Here is a 19,537-nt window from a genome sequence, read left to right as displayed (position 1 = left end):
TCTGCCGGTCGGAAACGCTGCCGAAGTATCCATCAGCAAAAAAGAACGCTTCGACTTGTGTGGATTAAAGCTCGTACTCGCTGAACTTGAGTGCCAGGGCTCGAGTGGCGTCTTCCACGCTTTGTCGAACGGCGTCCATCTCTCGACGCTTGATCTCCATCGGCCGAATCCGGATATCCAATTGAGAAAGACTCTGGTCGATTGTCCAGAACAAGTAGGGTGTCGTAATGCCCAATTTGATCAACCTGACATGAGTCACCACCATTTCCAGATCTCCGTTGGCTTTATAACTGAACGGGATGATATTGAATCCGAATATTTTCCCACTCAAGCCCGCCATCTTCGTCAGCAACGTGGCATCACTCTCCAGTCTTCCAAGTACTGCTTCAATCTGTGCTATTTGAGCGCTCGCGAGCCATGGGCGTGCCACCTTCAACCAGGCCTGTTTCAAACTGCCCGAGAACTGCGGTTCGACGTACTCGACAGGCTCGGCAAGCGTCCAGTCCATTGACCAGAACATACCGGCGTAATGATCGAACCAGGGCCCCGGCTGCGTATCGCTCTTTGCGACTTTATCCGCGCCATTCTGGGCCAGGAAAATGCAATTTTTGACAAAGTTTTTATCGGCGGCGGTCTGACCAGCCATGCCGACCAACAGAACATTGTTCGTCATCAGCGCATCATGTGCGATGCCAATTTTAGTTAACCCGTTATCCATTTAAGTTCCTTTCATCCTTGATCGTGTCACGACCAACATCAACTATTGGCCAATATTTATACATATAAGATTGCGCAGCCCGAACAAAAACCAAACTACCAAAACTGTCATCACAACAGACAATTTTTCGACAACATCAAGTGTCTGCAACCCGAAGAACCTTTCCCCGCCATAGGCCTGCATCAGATGACAGAAGCCGCGCTATCATGTCGCCTTTGACGATGGGCATTGGATTAAGGAGCAACATGGCCTCTTGGCTGACAGTAGTGGGCATTGGTGAAGACGGCTTTAAGGGCCTGGGCAAAAATGCCCGGCACGCCCTGTTGCGCGCTTCGCGGATCATAGGCGGTCAGCGACAACTGGATTTGCTGCCGGCCTGCATCCGTGGCGAGCGGCAGTTGTGGCCCAGTCCGTTTTCCCTTGAGCCCGTGCTGGCGCTGCGTGGCGAACCGGTCTGCGTGCTGGCCAGCGGTGATCCGATGTTCTTCGGCGTAGGCGCCAGCCTGGCCCGGCAAGTGCCTGACGCTGAAATGCGGATCCTGCCCGCGCCCTCCTCCTGCTCGCTCGCGGCGGCGCGAATGGGCTGGCCATTGCAGGAGGTAGTGACGCTTTCGGTGGTGGCCCGGCCCCTCGCCGCACTGAACGCGCAGTTGTTCAGCGGCGTGCGTTTGTTGGTGCTGAGCAACGATGGCCAAAGCCCGGCCGCCATTGCCGCACTGCTGCGTGAACGCGGTTTCGGTCCAAGCCGTCTCACGGTGCTGGAACATTTGGGCGGCGCAGACGAACGGCGCATCGATGGGGTGGCCAATGACTGGAACGCTCCAGCTTTCGCCAATCTGAACCTGATCGCCATCGAGTGCATCGCCGCGCCGGACACCCCGAGGCTCTCGCGACTGGCCGGCCTGCCAGACTCGGCCTTCCAGCACGACGGTCAACTGACCAAACGCGACGTCCGCGCGATCACCCTTGCGCGCCTCGCCCCAGTGCCCGGCGAACTGCTGTGGGATGTCGGCGCCGGCAGCGGCTCGATCGGCATCGAATGGATGCGCGCCCACCCCAGTTGCCGCACGTTGGCCATCGAAGCCGATGAAGGTCGGCAGCTGTTGATCGAACACAATCGCGATGCCCTTGGCGTACCCGGTTTGCAACTGATTCGCGGCAGTGCGCCGCAGGCCCTGGCCGGTCTTGAACCCCCGGATGCGATTTTCATCGGCGGCGGGGTCACCCGTGACGGTGTGCTCGACACCTGCTGGGCACAACTCAAACCCGGTGGCCGACTGATCGCCAACGCCGTCACGTTGCAAAGCGAAATCGCCCTGATGGCCTGGCGCGAACGCCATGGCGGTGAGCTGACCCGCATTCACGTTGCCCAGGCCCAGCCGCTGGGGGAGTTCGACACCTGGCGTCAGGCGCTGCCTATTACCTTGCTGGACGTGACGAAGCCCCTCGATGCGTGACGAAACCGCCGAACAACCCGCCCCGCTGCGCAGCGGCCTGACCACCGGCAGCTGCGCCACCGCGACCAGCCTGGCAGCGGCCCGTTTGTTATTGGGCGGGATGAGCGCTGATGCCGTGGAGATCGTGCTGCCCAAGGGCAAGCAGGTACAGATGCGCCTGGAGTTCTGCCGACTGATCGACGATGGCGCCGAAGCCGGGACAATCAAGGATGCTGGGGATGACCCCGACGTGACCCATGGCGCGTTGCTGTATTCCCAGGTGCGACTGAGCGGCGAGCCGGGTATCCGTTTCAGCGCCGGACGTGGCGTCGGCACGGTCACCCGGCCGGGGCTGGTGCTGGGCGTCGGCGAGCCGGCGATCAACCCGGTGCCGCGCAAAATGATCACCGAGCACCTGACGTTGTTGGCCGAAGAACTCGGGTACGCCGGCGGCTTCGAGGTCACGGTCAACGTCGAGGACGGCGAGGCGCTGGCCTTGAAAACCATGAACCCGCGACTGGGCATTCTGGGTGGGCTGTCGATCCTCGGCACCAGCGGCATCGTCCGGCCGTTTTCCTGCGCGGCCTACATTGCCTCGATCCACCAGGGCATCGACGTCGCCAAAACCAACGGTTTCCTGCACATCGCCGCGTGTACCGGCAACGCCAGCGAAGACACCATGCGCCGCGTCTACGACCTGCCGGAAATCGCCTTGATCGAAATGGGCGACTTCGTCGGCGCCGTCCTCAAACACGTGCGCAAAGTGCCTGTGGATAAACTCAGCCTGTGCGGTGGCTTCGGCAAGATCAGCAAACTGGCGGCCGGGCACATGGATTTGCACAGCCGGCATTCCAGCATCGACCTGCCGCAACTGGCCGAATGGGCCGCCGCGATTGGCGCCGACGAGGCGTTGCAGCAAGGCATTCGCGAAGCCAATACCAGTCAGCAAGCGCTGGCGATGGCCAGCGCGGCGGGCATCGCACTCGGTGATGCGGTGTGTCAGCACGCGTTGGATTTCGCCCGCAGCGTGGTGCCGGCGCAGGTTCAGGTTGAAGTGTTCGCCATCGATCGCCAGGGCGGGATTGTCGGCCATGCGGGCGCTTTTCAATGAAACGTATTTTACTGCTGGGCGGCGTCACCGAAGCCTTGGCCATCGCCCGCACCTTGGGACCGGAACACATCTACAGCCTGGCCGGCGTCGGTCGCGTGCCGACGGACCTGACCTGCCAGGTGCGCGTCGGCGGTTACGGCGGCGCCGAAGGCCTGGCGCAATTCATTCGCGATGAAGGCATCGACCTGCTGCTGGACACGACCCATCCCTACGCCGCACAAATCAGCCACAACGCCACGACCGCCGCGCAGCTGAGCGGCATTGCATGCTGGGCGTTACGCCGTCCTGCCTGGCAACCACAGGCTGGGGATGACTGGCGGGACGTCAGCGATTGGGCCGACCTGATCGAAGCCCTGAAACCCTTCCGCCGACCGCTGTTCACCCTCGGCCGCGAACCGTTGCAGCACCTGCACGAAATCCCGCCGGAGCAATTCTGGACCTTGCGCGCCCTGGACGTTTACCCCGGTAACGAACGCTGCGAAGTCATCGGCGCACGCGGGCCGTTTCTGATCGAGGATGAACGGGCGCTGTTTGAACGTCGGCAGATTGATGTGCTGATCAGCAAGAACAGCGGCAGCACCGCGACCGAACCGAAACTGGAAGTGGCGCGGGAGCGTGGGGTGCCGGTGATTGTGTTGCAGCGGCCGGTGTTGCCGGGGGTGGATCGGGAGTTTGGGTCGGTGGGTGAAGTGCTGAAAGCCCTGTCGGTGTCAGACGAATCCTGATTTCTGCCTAACCCTGCGAATCTGCCGGCAACACTCTCGGACGGAGCTGGCTATTCACGCTATGGCTTCAATCCTATAGTCCGGGTTCTCAAATTCTAACAAGCACACCAACCCAACATCTTAGGGACGATCAAATTCGGCCCGAGGAAAGTGCGGCTTGCCAACCTGTATCCCAAGGAATACGATCGAACATGATCGACTTTGAACGATCCCGAGCATTTGGTGATTGGCTTGATTCACTGAGAGACGTCATTGGCAAAGCTCGGATCATCGCGAGGCTTCGAGCAGCCGAACATGAGAATTTCGGAGATTGCGAACCCGTAGGCGGCACTGTTTATGAAATGCGCGTGCATTACGGTCCCGGTTACAGGATCTATTTCACCCGACGAGGTGAAGTGGTTTATCTGCTGCTGATGGGCGGTGACAAGTCGACACAAAAACGAGATATCAAACGCGCCATTCAACTAGCGCAAAACATCGGTAATGGGGAGTCATCATGACCGAACAATTCACCCGTTTCGACGCTGCCGAATTTCTCAAAACACCTGAGGAAATGGCCGCTTATCTGGATGCATGCTTTGACGAAGATGCAGGCGATGGAGTGCTCATACGTGCCGCACTCAACGACATTGCCCGCGCACAGGGTATGACCCAGGTTGCCCGTGACGCAGGCCTGGGTCGTGAAAGTTTGTACAAAGCATTGGGAAGCACTGGCAATCCGGAATTCGCGACTATCATGAAGGTTATGAAAGCCTTGGGCCTGCGCTTGCATGCCACGGCTCTCTGATCGCACTGCGACACCACACCGCACGCCGCTTTTTTACTTATCGGCCCTGATCAGGCTAAATAGCCGCGCCTGATCGCCCACCCAACGGATTTTGTCCCATGTCCCGACAACGGCTCGCAATTGCCTGGATCGCCTGCTTCGCAGTGCTGTTCAACATGCTCGCCATGCCGATGACCGGAGCCATGGTGCAGTCGGCGAAATCACCCGCCGAGCAATTGTTGTGGGGCAGTTTCTGTACGTCCAGCGGCACGAAGATGGTGGCGATTTCCCTGGGCGACCTTGAGCAGAAAGCCCCGCAGAACGACGACCATTCCAACATGCAGCATTGCTGGTGCTGTTCAGGTTCCGCGCCATTGGTGGCGCTGCCGGGGCATGTGCCGCAGCTGTATTTCGCTCGCTTCGAGGCCAATCGAAGCGTGCCTGCCAGCACTCTCGACACCCCCACCCCGCGCCAGCAATGGCCGAGCCTCAACCCCCGCGCATCCCCTCTGGTGTGATTCCTTCTCGCAATTGACCTGCGTCTTGAATCGCTCTGGAGAACTGCCATGTTGAACAAACTCATCGTTCTGGTTGCGTTGCTGCTGCCTGCCTGCTTTGCCAATGCCCACGAATACAAAGCCGGCGAACTGGAGATCGCTCACCCGTGGTCGCAGGAGTTGCCGCCCAACGCGCCAACCGTAGCGGCCTACTTTGTCATTCAGAACCCAGGTAAAACCACCGACCGCCTGCTTAGCGTCGACTCGCCGATTGCCGGTGAAGCGCAATTGCATGAGCACATCATGCAAAACGACCTGATGAAAATGCAGCAGGTACCGAGCGTCGAGATTCCTGCCGGTGGCAACGTCACGTTTGCGCCGATGGCCTATCACGTGATGCTCGTGAACCTGAAAGACCGCAGCCTGCTGAGCGACGGCAAGCGTTTCCCGTTGACGATGCATTTCGAAAAGGCCGGTGATGTCACCGTCGAAGTCTCGGTGCAGAAGAAGCCGCCGGAAGACATGCAGATGCACGCCCACGCCCAGTAATCGACTGAGCTGAACACGCCCATGCGCCCGCTTAGCGCCAGGTCATCCGCACACCGTCGTCAGTCGTCAAGCCTGACGCGCGGCAGCTGGATCAGCCTGTTCGCCATGCTGATGATCTTTATCGGACCGCTGATTTCCCAGTCGATGCCGATGGATCAGCGCGCCTCGTCGATGTCGATGAGCATGTCGATGGACATGAGCATGGACATGTCGGCCATGGAGCACGCCGACCACAGCGCACAAGCCGCCGCCGAACATTGCCCACCCGAAGCCTCGCATCATGCGCTCTGGGAAAAATGTGGCTATTGCAGCCTGCTGTTCAATTGCCCGGCCCTGACCGGCGGCCAGACCTTCGTCACGTTCGACACGCCAACAGCCACCACCTTCACCGCTCCCTCCCCTCGCCTGGGCCATGCCCGGCACACCGTCTTCCCCGGCGCCCGAACCCGCGCCCCGCCCATCGTCGCGTAAACACGCACCTCTGATTTCACACGGTTTTGCAGACAGCCACAGGCTGTCGGCCGTGTCGTTTACGACTGTTCGATGGAAATTGTCATGTCCAGGTTTTCTGCTGACACACGCTTGAGCCCTGCCCAAGCTTCTTTTGCCCCGAACGAATCGAGTATTCGTTTCAGGCACGCCACCGCCGTCCTTTGCGGCGCATTGCTGACACCCACGGTGCTGGCCAACGAACACGCGGGCCACAGTGAAGAACTGAGCCCGACGGTCATCACCGCCATCGCGCCAAGTTCGCCGCTGACCATCGTCACCAACCCCAAGGACCCGCGCCAACCCGTTCCGGCCAGTGACGGTGGCGACTACCTGAAAACCATCCCCGGCTTCGCCCTGGTACGCAACGGCGGCACCAACGGTGATCCGGTGCTGCGCGGCATGTTCGGCTCGCGGCTGAACATCCTCACCAATGGCGGCCAATTGCTCGGCGCCTGCCCCGGCCGGATGGACGCGCCCACCTCCTACATCTCGCCGGAAACCTACGACAAACTCACCGTGATCAAAGGTCCGCAAACCGTACTGTGGGGACCGGGCGCATCGGCCGGCACCATCCTCTTCGAGCGTGAGCCGGAAAGTTTCGGCGAACTCGGTACCCGTGTGAACGCCAGCGTATTGGCCGGCTCCAACGGGCGCTTTGACAAAGTGGTGGACGCCGCTGCCGGCGGGCCGCTGGGCTACGTGCGCGTGATCGGCAACACCGCGCACGCCGACGACTACAAGGACGGCAACAACGACACCGTGCCGTCGCGCTACGACAAGTGGAACGGAGATGTGGCGCTCGGCTGGACGCCGGACGCCGACACCCTGCTGGAGCTGACCGCCGGCAAGGGCGATGGTGAAGCGCGTTACGCCGGGCGCGGCATGGACGGCTCGCAGTTCAAGCGTGAAAGCCTGGGCCTGCGCTTCGAAAAATCCAACATCGGCGAGGTGCTGGACAAGGTCGAAGCGCAGATCTACTACAACTACGCCGATCACGTGATGGACAACTACACGCTGCGCACGCCGTCGGGCACCGGGATGATGGCCGGCCCAATGGCCTCCAACGTCGACCGCCGCACCCTCGGCGCGCGGATCAAGGCCACTTGGCGCTGGGCTGATGTGCAGGTGATCAGCGGCATCGATGCGCAGACCAACGAGCATCGCCAACGCGGCAGCATGGGCATCGATACCTACAAGGACTTGCCGTACACCAAGGATGCCGACTTCCACAACTACGGCGTGTTCAGCGAATTGACCTGGTACGCCGCCGACCGTGACCGGTTGATTACCGGTGCACGCCTGGACCGTGCCTCGACCAAGGATTTCCGGCAGACCACGGGCTCAGGGATGATGACGCGCCCCAATCCGACCGCCGACGACACCCGCGCCGACACGTTGCCAAGCGGCTTCGTGCGCTACGAGCATGACCTCGCCGACAGCCCGACCACGCTCTACGCCGGCCTCGGTCACACCCAGCGTTTTCCGGATTACTGGGAACTGTTTTCACCCAAGTCCGGCCCCGCCGGATCGGTAAATGCCTTCGATTCGATCAAGCCTGAAAAAACCACCCAGCTCGATTTCGGCCTGCAATACAAGACCGAAAACCTCGATGCCTGGGCCTCGGGTTATGTCGGCCAGGTGCGCGATTACATCCTGTTCGATTACCCCCCGACCATGATGGGCACCACCTCCCAGGCTCAGAACATCGACGCACGAATCATGGGCGGCGAACTCGGTGCGGCCTACCAACTGACTTCAAACTGGAAAGCCGACGCGACCCTGGCCTACGCCTGGGGCAAGAACAGCAGCGATGGCAACGCGTTGCCGCAAATGCCACCGCTGGACGCGCGTTTCGGCCTGACCTACAGCGAAGACAACTGGAGCGCCGGGGCCTTGTGGCGCGTGGTTGCGGCGCAAAACCGCATCGACCAGAACAAGGGCAACGTGGTCGGCAAGGACTTCGACAAGACCCCGGGGTTCGGCGTGTTCTCGCTCAATGGTGCGTACCGGATTAACAAAAACTGGAAGGTCAGCAGTGGCGTCGACAACCTGTTCGGCAAGGCGTACGCCGAGCATTTGAACCTGGCCGGCAACGCCGGTTTTGGCTACCCGGCCAATGACCCGCAGGCCATTAAAGAACCGGGACGAACGCTCTGGACCAAGGTGGACATGAGCTTCTAAGCGCTTCGCGAGCAAGCTCGCTCCCACAGGTTCAACGCCGCCCATGTGGGAGCGGGCTTGCCCGCGATCGGTTGCGCAGCAACCGCAAAAACAAACAACTAAAAGATCCAAGCCAAAGCGGAGCACACGTGATGAAACAGCCCAAAGTAAATTTCTACAACCTGGCCTGGCGCTGGCATTTCTATGCCGGTCTGTTCGTCGCGCCCTTCATGGTGATGTTGGCCTTGACCGGCGTCATTTACCTGTTCAAGCCGCAACTCGATCCGTTGATGTACGGCAGCCTGATGAACGTACCGGCCGGGCATCACAGCGTCCCGGCCGACGATCTGCTCAAACGGGTGAAACAGGCGTATCCACAAGCCACGATCAAACAGTACCTGCCACCGGTGAACGCCGAGCGCAGCGCTCAGTTTGTCGTGATCAATGGCGGCACCGAGCTCAACGTATTCATTGATCCCTACCAGGGCGACATCCTCGGCGAGCAAGACGCCAAGATGAATCTGCAAGCGGTGGCGCGAGCGATTCACGGCGAATTGATGATAGGCACCGTCGGTGATCGATTGGTCGAACTGGCCGCCGGCTGGGGCGTGGTGCTGGTGGTTTCCGGCGTGTTCCTGTGGTGGCCGCGTGGCCAGGCGGCCGGTATTTTGTGGCCCCGCCTGACCAGTCGCGGTCGGGTGCTGTGGCGTGATTTGCATGCCGTGACCGGTTTCTGGGGCGCATCGCTGCTGCTGGTGATGCTGCTCAGCGGCATGACCTGGACCGGGTTCTGGGGTGAGAAATATGCGCAAGTATGGAACGTGTTTCCGGCGGCGATGTGGGACAACGTGCCGAAGTCTGACGTTGAGGCCCGCAGCCTGAATACCGCCACACGCCAGACTGTACCTTGGGCGATGGAAAACACCCCGATGCCAACGTCCGGCGATCACGCCGAACACATGGCCCACGAAGGTGCGCAAGCCGCCACCGCCGCGCCGACTATCAGCCTGCAAGACGTGCAGAACATCGCCGTGCAACGCAAGGTCGAACCGGGTTACAGCATCACCTTCCCGAAAAGTGCGACCGGCGTGTTCACCATCGCCGTGTTCGCGGACGACCCGCGCAACGACGCCACCTTGCACGTCGATCAGTACACCGGCGACGTACTCGCCGACGTGCGCTACGAGCAATACGGCACCGTCGCCCGCGCCACTGAAATCGGCGTGATGCTGCACGAAGGCAAGATGTTCGGCGTGTTCAACCAGATCATCGTGCTGCTGATCTGCCTGATGATTTTGCTCAGCGCCGTCAGCGGCGTGGTGATCTGGTGGAAACGTCGTCCACAAGGCAAGTTCGGTGTTCCACCGCTGCGCCACGACCTGCCGAAATGGAAAACCGCGATGGTCATCATGTTCGCCCTGGCCGTGGCGTTTCCGTTGGTGGGCGCCTCGCTGGTGGTGGTGTGGGTGCTGGATCGCGTGCTGTTTTCGCGATTCACCCGGCAAACTGAATCGGCCTCATCTTCATCATGAAGCAGGCGAGATGCGCGGTTTAGAGGGATCTGTAGACTTTCCGCGCTTAGCTCCCGGTGAATTTTAGTGTTACTGCATAACTCTAAATGCACCGCCTGACCCGCAGCCCTGGCTGCGGGTTTTCTTTTGAAGAAGTGATTCACCGTCCCGATGAACAAGTACCTCTTGTCCGGCCTCTGCCTGCTCGCCATGAACCACAGCGCGCACGCGCAACCGTTGACGCTGCCCACCGGCACCATCACCGCCGAGGCCAATGACGACGAAACTGTCAACCTCAACACCCCGACCACCGCCGGTTCGCGCCTGAACCTGACGGCACTGGAGACCCCCGCCAGCGTCGAAAGCCTGACCGGTGAGCAGATCCGCGCGCGCGGTGATCGCAGCGTGCAGGACGCGGTGTCGCGCAGCACCGGCATCAGCCGCACCGGTACGCCGGGCGATGGCGGCACGTCGTTGTCGGCGCGGGGTTTTACCGGGCAGAGCTCGGTGATGCAGTTGTATGACGGCAACCGCATGTACACCGGCATGGGCACTGTCACCTTCCCGGTCGACACCTGGTCGGTGGAGCGCGTCGATGTGCTGCGCGGCCCGGCGTCGGTGCTATACGGCGAAGGCGCGACCGGGGCGGTGGTCAACGTGATCCCGAAAAAGCCGTTTGCAGGCGAGATCGAAAATCACGTGCGCCTCGGCTACAGCTCCTACGACAGCCAGCAAGAGGCGTTCGACAGCGGCGGCTCTCTGAGTGACACCTTGAGCTACCGCTTGAATCTCAATCGCCTGCGCAGCAATGGGTGGGTTGATCGTGGCGACTCGTCCAGTGACTTCATCAGCGCCGCATTGCGCTGGCAGGCGACCGACGATCTCGCGTTCACCCTCGCCCACGATTACGGCGACCAGAAGCCGATGAATTATTTCGGCACGCCGCTGATCAATGGCCGCTTCAAAGAAAGCCTGCGGGACAAGAACTACAACGTCAGCAACGATAAGCAGCACTACAACGATCAATGGACCCGGCTGACCAGCGACTGGCAGATCTCCGAGAATGTCAGTTCGAGCAACGAGCTGTATTACCTCAAGGCCCAGCGCCGCTGGCAGAACGCCGAGAACTACAACTTCGACCGCGGCAGCCAGCAACTGAGCCGCAGCGGTTATTTCGGCATCGGCCACAAACAGGAACAGGTCGGCGACCGTCAGACGTTCACCTTCAAACACACGTTGTTCGGCCTCGACAGCCAGACCGTGACTGGCGTCGATTACAACCGCATCCGCTTCCAGCTCGACAGCAATTCGCCGTTCAATGATGTGTTGCCGAACGGTCAACGGGTGGATCTGTATCAGCCACAACCGGGTCGATTTGAAAGCGCCGATCCGTACCGAGATCAGTTTCAGAGCACCACCAGACAAATGTCGGCCTTCGCCGAAAACCGCACGCAACTGAGCGAGCGCTTGTCGTTGGTGACCGGCGCGCGCCGCGACTATGTGCATGTGGATCGCGACAACCTGGTCGGTGGCAGCCAAAGCGACAAGACCCTGACCGGCAACAACTGGAAGGCCGGACTGGTGTTCGCGCTGACGCCGGACACTTCGTTTTATGGCCAGTACGCCACCAGCACTGACGGTGTCGGCGGCTTGATTTCACTGAGCCCGAGCCAGCAGCAATATGACCTGGCGACGGCGAAGCAAACCGAGATCGGCATGAAGCAGATGTTCTGGGACCAGCGCGCAGAGTGGACGCTGGCGGCGTATCGCATCGTCAAAAAGAAGCTGTTGACCGACGATCCGGGCAACCCGACGCTCAAGCAGCAGGTCGGCCAGCAATCGTCCAATGGCCTGGAAGCCAGCCTCGATCTGCAACTGGCACACGCCTGGCAACTGCAGGCCAACGCCGCCATCGTCAAAGCCAGGTACGACAATTTCGAAGAAGTGGTCAGCGGTGTTCCGGTGTCGCGCAACGGCAACCGCCCGGTGGACGTGCCACGGCGCACGGCGAATCTGTGGCTGAGCAAAGCGATCAATGATGGCCTGAAGGCCGGTGCCGGTGTGCGTTACGTTGATGCCCGTTATGCGGACATGGCCAACCGCAACGAGCTGCCGAGTTACACCGTGGTGGATGCCACGCTGTCGTGGAAGGCGCTGCGTGATACGACGCTGGGGTTGCAGGTGAACAATCTGTTTGACCGGCAGTACGCGCAAAGCCAATACAATGAGGGGCAGCAGTGGATCCTTGGCGAGCCACGGTCGTTTTTTGTCACTGCTGATTATCAGTTTTAAACCGTGTCGCTCCCATCGCGAGCAAGCTCGCTCCCACAGGTTTTGCACAGTCCCTGTGGGAGCGAGCTTTCTCGCGATGACATCATCAGCAATACCGAACATTTCAGAGTAGATGCATGACCTCGCTGAACCTCACAAACCTCGCCTGGACGCCCTTGGGCCACGGCCACTGCCATCACCAGTTCCAGCTGCGTGATGCGTCCCTGCAGGTGGCCGCCGGTGAGTTCGTCGGGTTGATCGGCCCCAACGGCAGCGGCAAGACCAGCCTGCTGCGTTGCGCTTATCGCTTCAGCAAACCCGAAAACGGCGAGGTCCGACTCGACCACCACAACGTCTGGAAGCAATCCTCGCGCTGGTGCGCGCAACGCATCGCCGTGGTGTTGCAGGAGTTCCCCGACGCCTTCGGCCTGACCGTCGACGAGGTGGTCGCCATGGGCCGCACGCCGCACAAAGGCCTGTTCGACGGCGACACCATTGAAGACCGACATCTGGCGACTCAAGCATTGGCGTCCGTCGGCCTCAGAGGCTTCGAAGACCACGCCTTCGCCACCCTCTCCGGCGGTGAAAAACAACGTGTGATCCTCGCCCGCGCCCTGGCCCAGCAACCGCAATTGCTGATCCTCGACGAGCCGACCAACCACCTCGACCCACGCTATCAGCTGGAACTGTTGCAGCTGGTCAAACGCCTGAAAATCGGCACCCTGGCCAGCATCCACGACCTCAATCTGGCGGCCGCTTTCTGCGATCGTTTGTACGTGATCAATCACGGTCGCATCGTCGCCAGCGGCACACCAAAAGAAGTCCTGACCGCCCCGCTGCTGCGCGACGTGTTCGGCGTCGAAGCGCTGATCGATGAACACCCCTTGCACGGCTACCCACGAATCACCTGGATAACCCAACCATGACATTGCGTTCCCTGCTTTGCTTCACGCTGTTGCTGGGCAGTGCCCACGCGCTGGCCGAGGCCACGAAATACCCGTTGACGATCCAGAGCTGCAACCGCGAAGTGACCTTCACGCAGGCGCCGAAACACGCGGTCAGCCACGACATCAACATGACCCAGATGATGCTCGCCCTCGGCCTCAAACCGAGCATGGCCGGTTACAGCGGCGTCACGGGATGGAAGTCGGTCACGCCCGAAATGCAGACCATCCTCGACGGCTTGCCGGAGCTGGCAGCCAAATACCCGTCGGTGGAAACCCTGCTCAACGCCAACGTCGATTTCTTCTTCGCCGGCTGGGATTACGGCATGCGCGTGGGCGGTGACCTCACGCCGCAAACGTTGCAACCGCTGGGCATCAATGTCTACGAGCTGACCGAGTCCTGCGCGTTTGTGATGAAGCGTCCGCCGGCCAGCCTGGAAGACACCTACAACGACCTGCGCAACCTCGGCAAAATCTTCGACGTGCAGGATCGCGCCAATGCCCTGATCGCCCAGATGCAGGCGCAAGTCGCCGAAGTGCGCAAGGATCTGCCTGCCGACAAACCCCGGGTGTTTCTCTACGACAGCGGCGAAGACCGCGCCATGACCTCCGGCCGCCTCGGCATGCCGCAGGCGCTGATCGATGCAGCGGGCGGGCGCAACATTCTCGATGACGTCGAGGCGAGCTGGACCCGCGTGAATTGGGAAAACGTGGTCGAGCGCAATCCGCAGGTGATCGTGATCGTCGACTACGGCGAAGTCACCGCCGAACAGAAGGAGCAATTCCTGCTCGACAACAAGGCGTTGCAATCGGTGGACGCGATCAAGAACCAGCGCTTCATCGTGATTCCCTACGTGCAGGCCACGCCCGGCATCGACAACGTGCTGGCGGTCGAAACCCTGGCCAAAGGTTTCCACGGCAAATGATGGATCGTCGCTATGCCTTGCTGCTGGTGATGCTCGGCGCGCTGTTGCTGGCGTCGTGCGTGGTGTCGCTGGGCTTCGGCCCGGCGCGGGTGCCGGTGGACGTGGTGTGGCGGATCTTGCTGCACAAGATGCTGGGGGTCGGCGGTCAGGACTGGACCGCCGGGCAGGAACACATCGTATGGTTGATCCGTGTGCCGCGCATGCTGTTGGGTGCACTGGTCGGTGCTGGCCTGGCGCTGATCGGCGCGGTGCTGCAAGCGGTGACGCGCAATCCATTGGCCGACCCGCACCTGCTCGGGGTCACTTCCGGCGCGACCCTAGGTGCAGTGATTGTGGTGCTGCACGTCGGTGAAATCGTCGGCCTGCTGACCTTGCCGATCGCGGCGTTTATCGGCGCGCTGTTGAGCATGTTGATTGTGCTGATGATCGCCAATCGCAACGGTCGGCTGGACAGCGACCGGCTTCTGCTATGTGGCGTGGCGGTGTCGTTCGTGATGATGGCGATTGCCAATTTGCTGCTGTTCCTCGGCGACCATCGGGCGAGTTCGGCGGTGATGTTCTGGATGCTCGGCGGGCTCGGGTTGGCGCGCTGGGAGCTGCTGGCGGTGCCAGCCGCCAGTGTGTTGCTGGGATTGGTGTTGTTGCTCGGCATGGCCCGCCCGTTGAATGCGCTGATGGCCGGCGAACAGACCGCCGTCACCCTCGGTTTGAATGCGCGGACCGTGCGCCTGCGGGTGTTTCTGATTGCGTCGCTGATGACCGGCGTGTTGGTGTCGATCAGTGGCTCGATCGGCTTTGTCGGGCTGATGGTGCCGCACATTGCCCGTCGATTGGTCGGGGCCGAGCACCGGCGATTGTTACCGGTGTGTGTATTGCTGGGCAGCGTGTTTCTGGTGTGGGTCGACGTCGCCGCGCGCACCCTGATCTCCCCCGAGGACTTGCCGATTGGCGTGGCCACGGCGGCGATTGGCGGATTGTTTTTCATCGGCCTCATGCGACGCCGCTGAGCCGTTCCAGCCCGGAAGGCACGGCTCATCCGGCGATCAGATCAATGAACGCTGCACTTCACAGTTCGTCACGATCGGGCTTCACCGTCGTTTGCACAGGTGGCTGCCAGGTCGCCTTCAATCGCCCGCGACGTTGCCAGTAGCCATCGGTGTCCAGCACCTCAAGCCGGCCGACGCTGGCGAGCGCGGCGAGGTAGGCAGCGACCCCGTCCTTTGCCTCCTCGTTGAACAAGGCCGTTTCCTGCGGCGAGAAGCTGGGGGTGAATTTGAACAGGGCCCCGCCACGACCGGTGAAATAGCAACGCCCCCCGGAGACGCCGCTCTTTTTCACGACGTCTCTGCAGAACCACAGGTCGGCCAGGGCCAGGTTGTCCATCAGTAACCGATCAGACGCATTGGGGTCCTTCACGAACAGATTGAAGCGCTTGTAGAACTGATGAACAGCCGCCCATTTGTAGCCCTGAGGAAAAACCGGCAACGGCAAAGGCCGCGCACCGGGCACCGTGACCGGTGCAATAGGCCCGCCCGGCCCGGAGTAAAACAGCGCACTGGCAGCCCCACTGTTGGCGCCGTCCTCAAGCGGTTCGACGGCCACGAACGAAGAAGACGCCGGGTGTATCAGCACGCCGCCCAGATACGGTTGGCCGACGTACTCGCCCATCAATCGCTGCGCCGAGCGAGCCGCATCATCGGCACGAGCGAAGACGGGGCCGAGCGCAAACCGGTTGTCCAGCGCCCACTTGATCAACTCGATGCCGGTTTTGACACCCCGGGCATCAACCCTGAGCGGCGACCAGAAAGCGCTGCGCACCACGACTTGCAACTCACCGTTGGCGATCACTTTGCGCAGGTAGTCGATCAGCGATTCCCGGCCTGATTGCACTACTTTCTCGTAAGCCACCGTGGCATGAAACAGCGTCCATTCCGGCGCCTTGGCCCTGGGGGCGTAGCGCAACAAGGCGCCGTCGGCGCAGGAGATGTAGACGTTGAGGTACGTGGATCCTTCAGCCGTGCGCACACCGACAGCGTCCAGCCCGTAAGACAGATCCCGAGGCGATATGAAGCTGTGCGCAATGTCGCGAGGCAATCGTCCCGGACGTGTCGACGGACACAAATAAATGCCCTCGACTCGATACCCCGACGGTAATAACCCTTTGGGAAATACCCGCTCGACCGTGAGATGCCCTTGCCGCCCGTCGATCGGCAGCGTCGTCACGTACCGATCACCGTTCAGCGCCTTGAGCACAAAACCGAACATCAGGCTGGCACGGGCGCCCACCGTGCGATGGACATGGCGCAGGGCATCGTCCATCTGCGTGAAGACCGGGCTGAGCGCCGGCTCGGCAATGGCAAATCGATGCACGTCCGTCGAGATAATCCCCGGATAAGCACTCCAGTGTGACAGTTGCCTGGCCTCGCCCCACAGTCGGCTCCCCTGAATCACTTGCAACCGGCCGGCGCTTGCCACCTGATTGACGTACTCACTCGGCGTTTGCGTGCCGTTGCGCATTTTCAGCTCTATCGGGGTGTGCCGGCGCTGCAACTGGCTGGGTGGCACCAATGCCCGGGCGAGTTGCTTTTCGCTGGCGCTTGCACTGAGGGTGTAGCTGATCAGACTGCCATCGAGCCCCATCAGGTATTCCTTGCCAGGCGACAGAGACGGGGAACGCCCGGAACCGCTCAGGATCTCCGCCATAAAATCCGTGGAAAACATCGCGAGGTATACATCCCGCTCGCGGTTCGACAGCGCGAAAATCGGTTCGACCGGCATTCGGGAATGGTACCGGGCGACGACTGTACTCCCCGCCAGAAACAAACCCTGTTCAGGCAATTCATCCAGACGAATCCAGTTGGCAGGGAAGTTCTCGACCTCGACGGGCACCGGCAGCGTTGCGACAAACAAGCCATCGGCGCGACGCAACACCAGACCGCCGTAGACCCGCTCACGCCGTGAGCCTAACTGCGCCAGCGCATGGCACGCGGCATCGTCCTGCGACACAAAGACCGGACTGAGGGCTCGCCGCTGGATCTGCACGAAAGGTGCCCAGTCTGGGCCGACACTGCCCGGCTCATCCCACAGCTCACTGGTGCGCAGCACCTTTAGTTCTCCGGCCTTGGCAAGCATTTGAATGACGTTGGCATAGGGCGGTGTGTCCTCGCCCTGGACCGACATCAGTTGCGGCAATCCCTGATTGTCGAATTGTGTTGAGGAGGCCGAGTACTGGTAAAGCAACAATGCCCCGTCCAGCGTCGCGATGAAAATGTTCAAGTCCTGAAAATGCGTCAGACGTTGCGTGCCCTTTTCGTCGTAGATCGCTGCGGCCAGATCGCGGATGGACGCAAAATGCCGGGCAAACCAGGCCTCCGCGGTCGATAAATCTTTGGGCATCCAGCTTGCCGCGTGATAAAGCCCGAAGGACCTGAACTCGTCGATCAATACGGGAGCGCCAAAGTCGCTCGCCTGGTTCAATGCCCCCAGGCGCCTGGGCGTAACCATTTCGGTCGCCACGTACTCCTCGCGTTCCTTGTGCTTGAGGATAAATCCCCAACCCGCCGCAGCTGCTCGGTAGTCGAGCCTGGCGCGATGGCGGGCGTTCAGCACCGCGTCTTCGGCGCTGGTAAAAATAGCCCCCAGCACCGGAGCGGTAATGTCTGTGCGGGCGACCTCGTTATTTGACTCATCCCCCGGCACCGTTCCCCGCGGCCCCCACACATCGCTGCCGACCACCACGCGTAATCTGCCCGTGCCGGCCAGTTCGTCGACCACTGCACCGGGCTCAAGTGCGCCGGCCGCCAGCTCCTGGTCTATCAGCGTTTTGCCATCGACGAGTACGGACACCCGCTTTTGCAGACGGTTGCGAGCCGCCACTTTCGATACGTCGGGGCTATAAACCAACAGGGAGTCGGCTGAGCCGGACAGGTAGAAATCGACAACATGCGCACTCTTCTCGAACACCGAGCGAATGTCTTCGGTGGTGAACATTTGTGCGTGGGTCAGTTGCTCTTGCAAGTCAGTACGCACAATGGCTCCGGCATCCGCATGCCAGCGCGAAGCGTACAGCCCATGAAAAGAGTGACCCTCGACCAACATGATCGGTGCGCCAGTGGCATCGAGGGGGCAGAGTCTGTCCAGTGCAAACCGTTTGGCGGCAAACACCGGCTCGGTGGCGACGAAGCGTTGGTTGCGATCCCGCAAAATCATCCCGACAAAACCCTGCTCACGCCGGCTGCCGATATGTTCATGAGCGAAACGTGCAGCATCGTCCGCCATGAGGAAAGCGGGACTCAAACGTCGCGACCTGGCATAGGGTCGCCAATCAGGGCCAACGATCCCGACAACATCCCACAACGCGCTATCTTTCAATACCGCCAACTCGCCAGCCGTTGCCACCTGCCGGATGTAATCCGAAGGCTTGAGCGTGCCTGCCTTCAGCCGGACGTTGAAATCCGCGCTGTCCTTCAGCGGTACTTCACGAAGGTGCGCCGAAGGGCGGTATTGCAACACGGCGCCGTCCCGGGTCCGGGCGTAGACCTTCAGGTAGTCCGGGTACGCCTGCCGATGGACATCCCCTAGCGAAAACCTGATGCCCGTAGCCAACTCCTGCGGTGAAAAAAAACGCTCATAAAGCCAAGGTTCGCTAGCGCTGTGAGTCGCATCGCCCTGCGGCATGAAGTAGACGCCGTTCAGGTCGAAATCGAGCAGGCGCTCCAGCGTGCGATCAGCATTCAACGGGAATGTCTTGAGCAGTTCGGCTGCGGGCTCGCTGGAAAGTACCGGATAGGTCGCCATGCACTCCGCGCTGCCGGCAGAGGTCACGACAAACCCCAGATACACGCTGCCGGTGGACGCGGTTACCGTCGCGGCGGCGGCTTCGATGGCCTTGTCCACCTGGTCGAACACCGCACAAAAAAACGGCTGTACCGACGTCGAACTTCGCACCGCAGCCGTACCGAGCGTCCAGTTCGCCGGCACGTTTCCTCGGACGCCGCCCCACGATTCATTGGCCACCAGTACGCTCAGCGTGCCGGTCCGGGCGACTTTCTGAATCAGCTGCTCAACGTCGGAGAACGGCCCGAAAGCCTCGAAGCCCAGCTCAAAGAGATTTTTCTCTTCTGCAGGCTGAGTTGACTCGTACTTGATCAACGAGCCATCCGGCCCCGACAAATAATGACGCTGGCCATAGGCGCCCGGGTCCTGCATGTGACTCAGGAGATGTGCTCTGGAAAAAAAACCGAGGCTCAACGTGACCTGCTCAGTCGTCCAGCCCGGATGAACCCGCAGGACGTCGGCGTGACTGGCCGAATGAGACAGGTAATACGCCGCGCCACTGTAACCCGGTGGGGCAAACAACTCATTGGGGGTACCGGGAGTCAGCAGAAAGTCGAAATCGAAATGCCCCATCCGACCCGCCACCGGCAATGTA

Annotated in this window: 16 protein-coding genes; 14 read left to right on the top strand and 2 right to left on the bottom strand. The window is 61.0% G+C overall.

Features of this window, described 5'->3' with window-relative positions:
* Positions 1-64: 64 nt before the first annotated feature.
* On the bottom strand, positions 65-718 hold the full coding sequence (locus K0F88_RS02305) for a hypothetical protein (RefSeq protein WP_219093770.1): 654 nt from the start codon (positions 716-718) through the stop codon (positions 65-67).
* A 245-nt stretch (positions 719-963) separates the two neighbouring features.
* Between K0F88_RS02305 and cbiE the strand changes: the two genes are divergently transcribed.
* The 14 genes from cbiE (at position 964) to K0F88_RS02235 (ending at position 15,113) form a co-directional block, all read left to right on the top strand.
* Positions 964-2,175 carry a precorrin-6y C5,15-methyltransferase (decarboxylating) subunit CbiE gene (gene cbiE / locus K0F88_RS02300; protein ID WP_219093768.1) on the top strand — a complete coding sequence of 404 codons (1,212 nt, stop codon included), beginning with the start codon at positions 964-966 and terminating at the stop codon, positions 2,173-2,175.
* A complete protein-coding gene (locus K0F88_RS02295) occupies positions 2,168-3,265 on the top strand; it encodes a cobalt-precorrin-5B (C(1))-methyltransferase (RefSeq protein ID WP_094469333.1) in 1,098 nt (365 codons plus the stop codon). The genes cbiE and K0F88_RS02295 overlap by 8 nt, the downstream gene beginning before the upstream one ends.
* The gene (locus K0F88_RS02290) at positions 3,262-3,990 is read left to right on the top strand and encodes a cobalt-precorrin-6A reductase (RefSeq protein ID WP_219093766.1); all 729 of its coding nucleotides are present in this window, start codon (positions 3,262-3,264) and stop codon (positions 3,988-3,990) included. Before K0F88_RS02295 ends, K0F88_RS02290 begins: the two co-directional genes overlap by 4 nt.
* A 191-nt stretch (positions 3,991-4,181) precedes the next feature.
* The gene (locus K0F88_RS02285) at positions 4,182-4,490 is read left to right on the top strand and encodes a type II toxin-antitoxin system RelE/ParE family toxin (protein WP_219093764.1); all 309 of its coding nucleotides are present in this window, start codon (positions 4,182-4,184) and stop codon (positions 4,488-4,490) included.
* Positions 4,487-4,777 carry an addiction module antidote protein gene (locus tag K0F88_RS02280; protein WP_109627766.1) on the top strand — a complete coding sequence of 97 codons (291 nt, stop codon included), beginning with the start codon at positions 4,487-4,489 and terminating at the stop codon, positions 4,775-4,777. Before K0F88_RS02285 ends, K0F88_RS02280 begins: the two co-directional genes overlap by 4 nt.
* A gap of 98 nt (positions 4,778-4,875) precedes the next feature.
* The gene (locus K0F88_RS02275; protein ID WP_094469340.1) at positions 4,876-5,274 is read left to right on the top strand and encodes a DUF2946 domain-containing protein; all 399 of its coding nucleotides are present in this window, start codon (positions 4,876-4,878) and stop codon (positions 5,272-5,274) included.
* 48 nt (positions 5,275-5,322) lie between these two features.
* On the top strand, positions 5,323-5,802 hold the full coding sequence (locus K0F88_RS02270) for a copper chaperone PCu(A)C (protein ID WP_094469341.1): 480 nt from the start codon (positions 5,323-5,325) through the stop codon (positions 5,800-5,802).
* Positions 5,803-5,823: 21 nt separating this feature from the next.
* Positions 5,824-6,273, top strand: coding sequence for a DUF2946 domain-containing protein (locus tag K0F88_RS02265; protein WP_219093761.1), 450 nt, complete (start codon positions 5,824-5,826; stop codon positions 6,271-6,273).
* 84 nt (positions 6,274-6,357) lie between these two features.
* A complete protein-coding gene (locus K0F88_RS02260; protein ID WP_219093759.1) occupies positions 6,358-8,475 on the top strand; it encodes a TonB-dependent copper receptor in 2,118 nt (705 codons plus the stop codon).
* 131 nt (positions 8,476-8,606) lie between these two features.
* Positions 8,607-9,986 carry a PepSY domain-containing protein gene (locus K0F88_RS02255; RefSeq protein ID WP_219093757.1) on the top strand — a complete coding sequence of 460 codons (1,380 nt, stop codon included), beginning with the start codon at positions 8,607-8,609 and terminating at the stop codon, positions 9,984-9,986.
* A 150-nt stretch (positions 9,987-10,136) separates the two neighbouring features.
* Positions 10,137-12,257 carry a TonB-dependent siderophore receptor gene (locus K0F88_RS02250; protein WP_219093755.1) on the top strand — a complete coding sequence of 707 codons (2,121 nt, stop codon included), beginning with the start codon at positions 10,137-10,139 and terminating at the stop codon, positions 12,255-12,257.
* 116 nt (positions 12,258-12,373) lie between these two features.
* Positions 12,374-13,162, top strand: coding sequence for an ABC transporter ATP-binding protein (locus K0F88_RS02245; protein ID WP_219093752.1), 789 nt, complete (start codon positions 12,374-12,376; stop codon positions 13,160-13,162).
* Positions 13,159-14,106, top strand: a complete 948-nt coding sequence (locus K0F88_RS02240) for an ABC transporter substrate-binding protein (protein ID WP_219093750.1) — start codon at positions 13,159-13,161, stop codon at positions 14,104-14,106. The genes K0F88_RS02245 and K0F88_RS02240 overlap by 4 nt, the downstream gene beginning before the upstream one ends.
* Entirely contained in the window at positions 14,103-15,113 is a 1,011-nt protein-coding gene (locus K0F88_RS02235; RefSeq protein WP_219093747.1) for an iron ABC transporter permease, read from the top strand. The genes K0F88_RS02240 and K0F88_RS02235 overlap by 4 nt, the downstream gene beginning before the upstream one ends.
* A 58-nt stretch (positions 15,114-15,171) precedes the next feature.
* Here the strand turns inward: K0F88_RS02235 and K0F88_RS02230 are convergent, their stop codons facing one another.
* Positions 15,172-19,515 carry a hypothetical protein gene (locus K0F88_RS02230; RefSeq protein ID WP_257605163.1) on the bottom strand — a complete coding sequence of 1,448 codons (4,344 nt, stop codon included), beginning with the start codon at positions 19,513-19,515 and terminating at the stop codon, positions 15,172-15,174.
* Between the last annotated feature and the right edge of the window lie 22 nt (positions 19,516-19,537).

It is taken from the genome of Pseudomonas sp. UMAB-40, assembly GCF_900095275.1.
GTDB lineage: Bacteria > Pseudomonadota > Gammaproteobacteria > Pseudomonadales > Pseudomonadaceae > Aquipseudomonas > Aquipseudomonas mandelii_B.
This window is presented reverse-complemented; position numbering and strand designations above follow the sequence as displayed.

Coding starts and splice junctions, on each gene's coding strand:
- K0F88_RS02305 (WP_219093770.1), bottom strand. CDS start 718: ATGGATAACGGGTTAACTAAAATTGGCATCGCACATGATGCGCTGATG.
- cbiE (WP_219093768.1), top strand. CDS start 964: ATGGCCTCTTGGCTGACAGTAGTGGGCATTGGTGAAGACGGCTTTAAG.
- K0F88_RS02295 (WP_094469333.1), top strand. CDS start 2,168: ATGCGTGACGAAACCGCCGAACAACCCGCCCCGCTGCGCAGCGGCCTG.
- K0F88_RS02290 (WP_219093766.1), top strand. CDS start 3,262: ATGAAACGTATTTTACTGCTGGGCGGCGTCACCGAAGCCTTGGCCATC.
- K0F88_RS02285 (WP_219093764.1), top strand. CDS start 4,182: ATGATCGACTTTGAACGATCCCGAGCATTTGGTGATTGGCTTGATTCA.
- K0F88_RS02280 (WP_109627766.1), top strand. CDS start 4,487: ATGACCGAACAATTCACCCGTTTCGACGCTGCCGAATTTCTCAAAACA.
- K0F88_RS02275 (WP_094469340.1), top strand. CDS start 4,876: ATGTCCCGACAACGGCTCGCAATTGCCTGGATCGCCTGCTTCGCAGTG.
- K0F88_RS02270 (WP_094469341.1), top strand. CDS start 5,323: ATGTTGAACAAACTCATCGTTCTGGTTGCGTTGCTGCTGCCTGCCTGC.
- K0F88_RS02265 (WP_219093761.1), top strand. CDS start 5,824: ATGCGCCCGCTTAGCGCCAGGTCATCCGCACACCGTCGTCAGTCGTCA.
- K0F88_RS02260 (WP_219093759.1), top strand. CDS start 6,358: ATGTCCAGGTTTTCTGCTGACACACGCTTGAGCCCTGCCCAAGCTTCT.
- K0F88_RS02255 (WP_219093757.1), top strand. CDS start 8,607: ATGAAACAGCCCAAAGTAAATTTCTACAACCTGGCCTGGCGCTGGCAT.
- K0F88_RS02250 (WP_219093755.1), top strand. CDS start 10,137: ATGAACAAGTACCTCTTGTCCGGCCTCTGCCTGCTCGCCATGAACCAC.
- K0F88_RS02245 (WP_219093752.1), top strand. CDS start 12,374: ATGACCTCGCTGAACCTCACAAACCTCGCCTGGACGCCCTTGGGCCAC.
- K0F88_RS02240 (WP_219093750.1), top strand. CDS start 13,159: ATGACATTGCGTTCCCTGCTTTGCTTCACGCTGTTGCTGGGCAGTGCC.
- K0F88_RS02235 (WP_219093747.1), top strand. CDS start 14,103: ATGATGGATCGTCGCTATGCCTTGCTGCTGGTGATGCTCGGCGCGCTG.
- K0F88_RS02230 (WP_257605163.1), bottom strand. CDS start 19,515: ATGGGGCATTTCGATTTCGACTTTCTGCTGACTCCCGGTACCCCCAAT.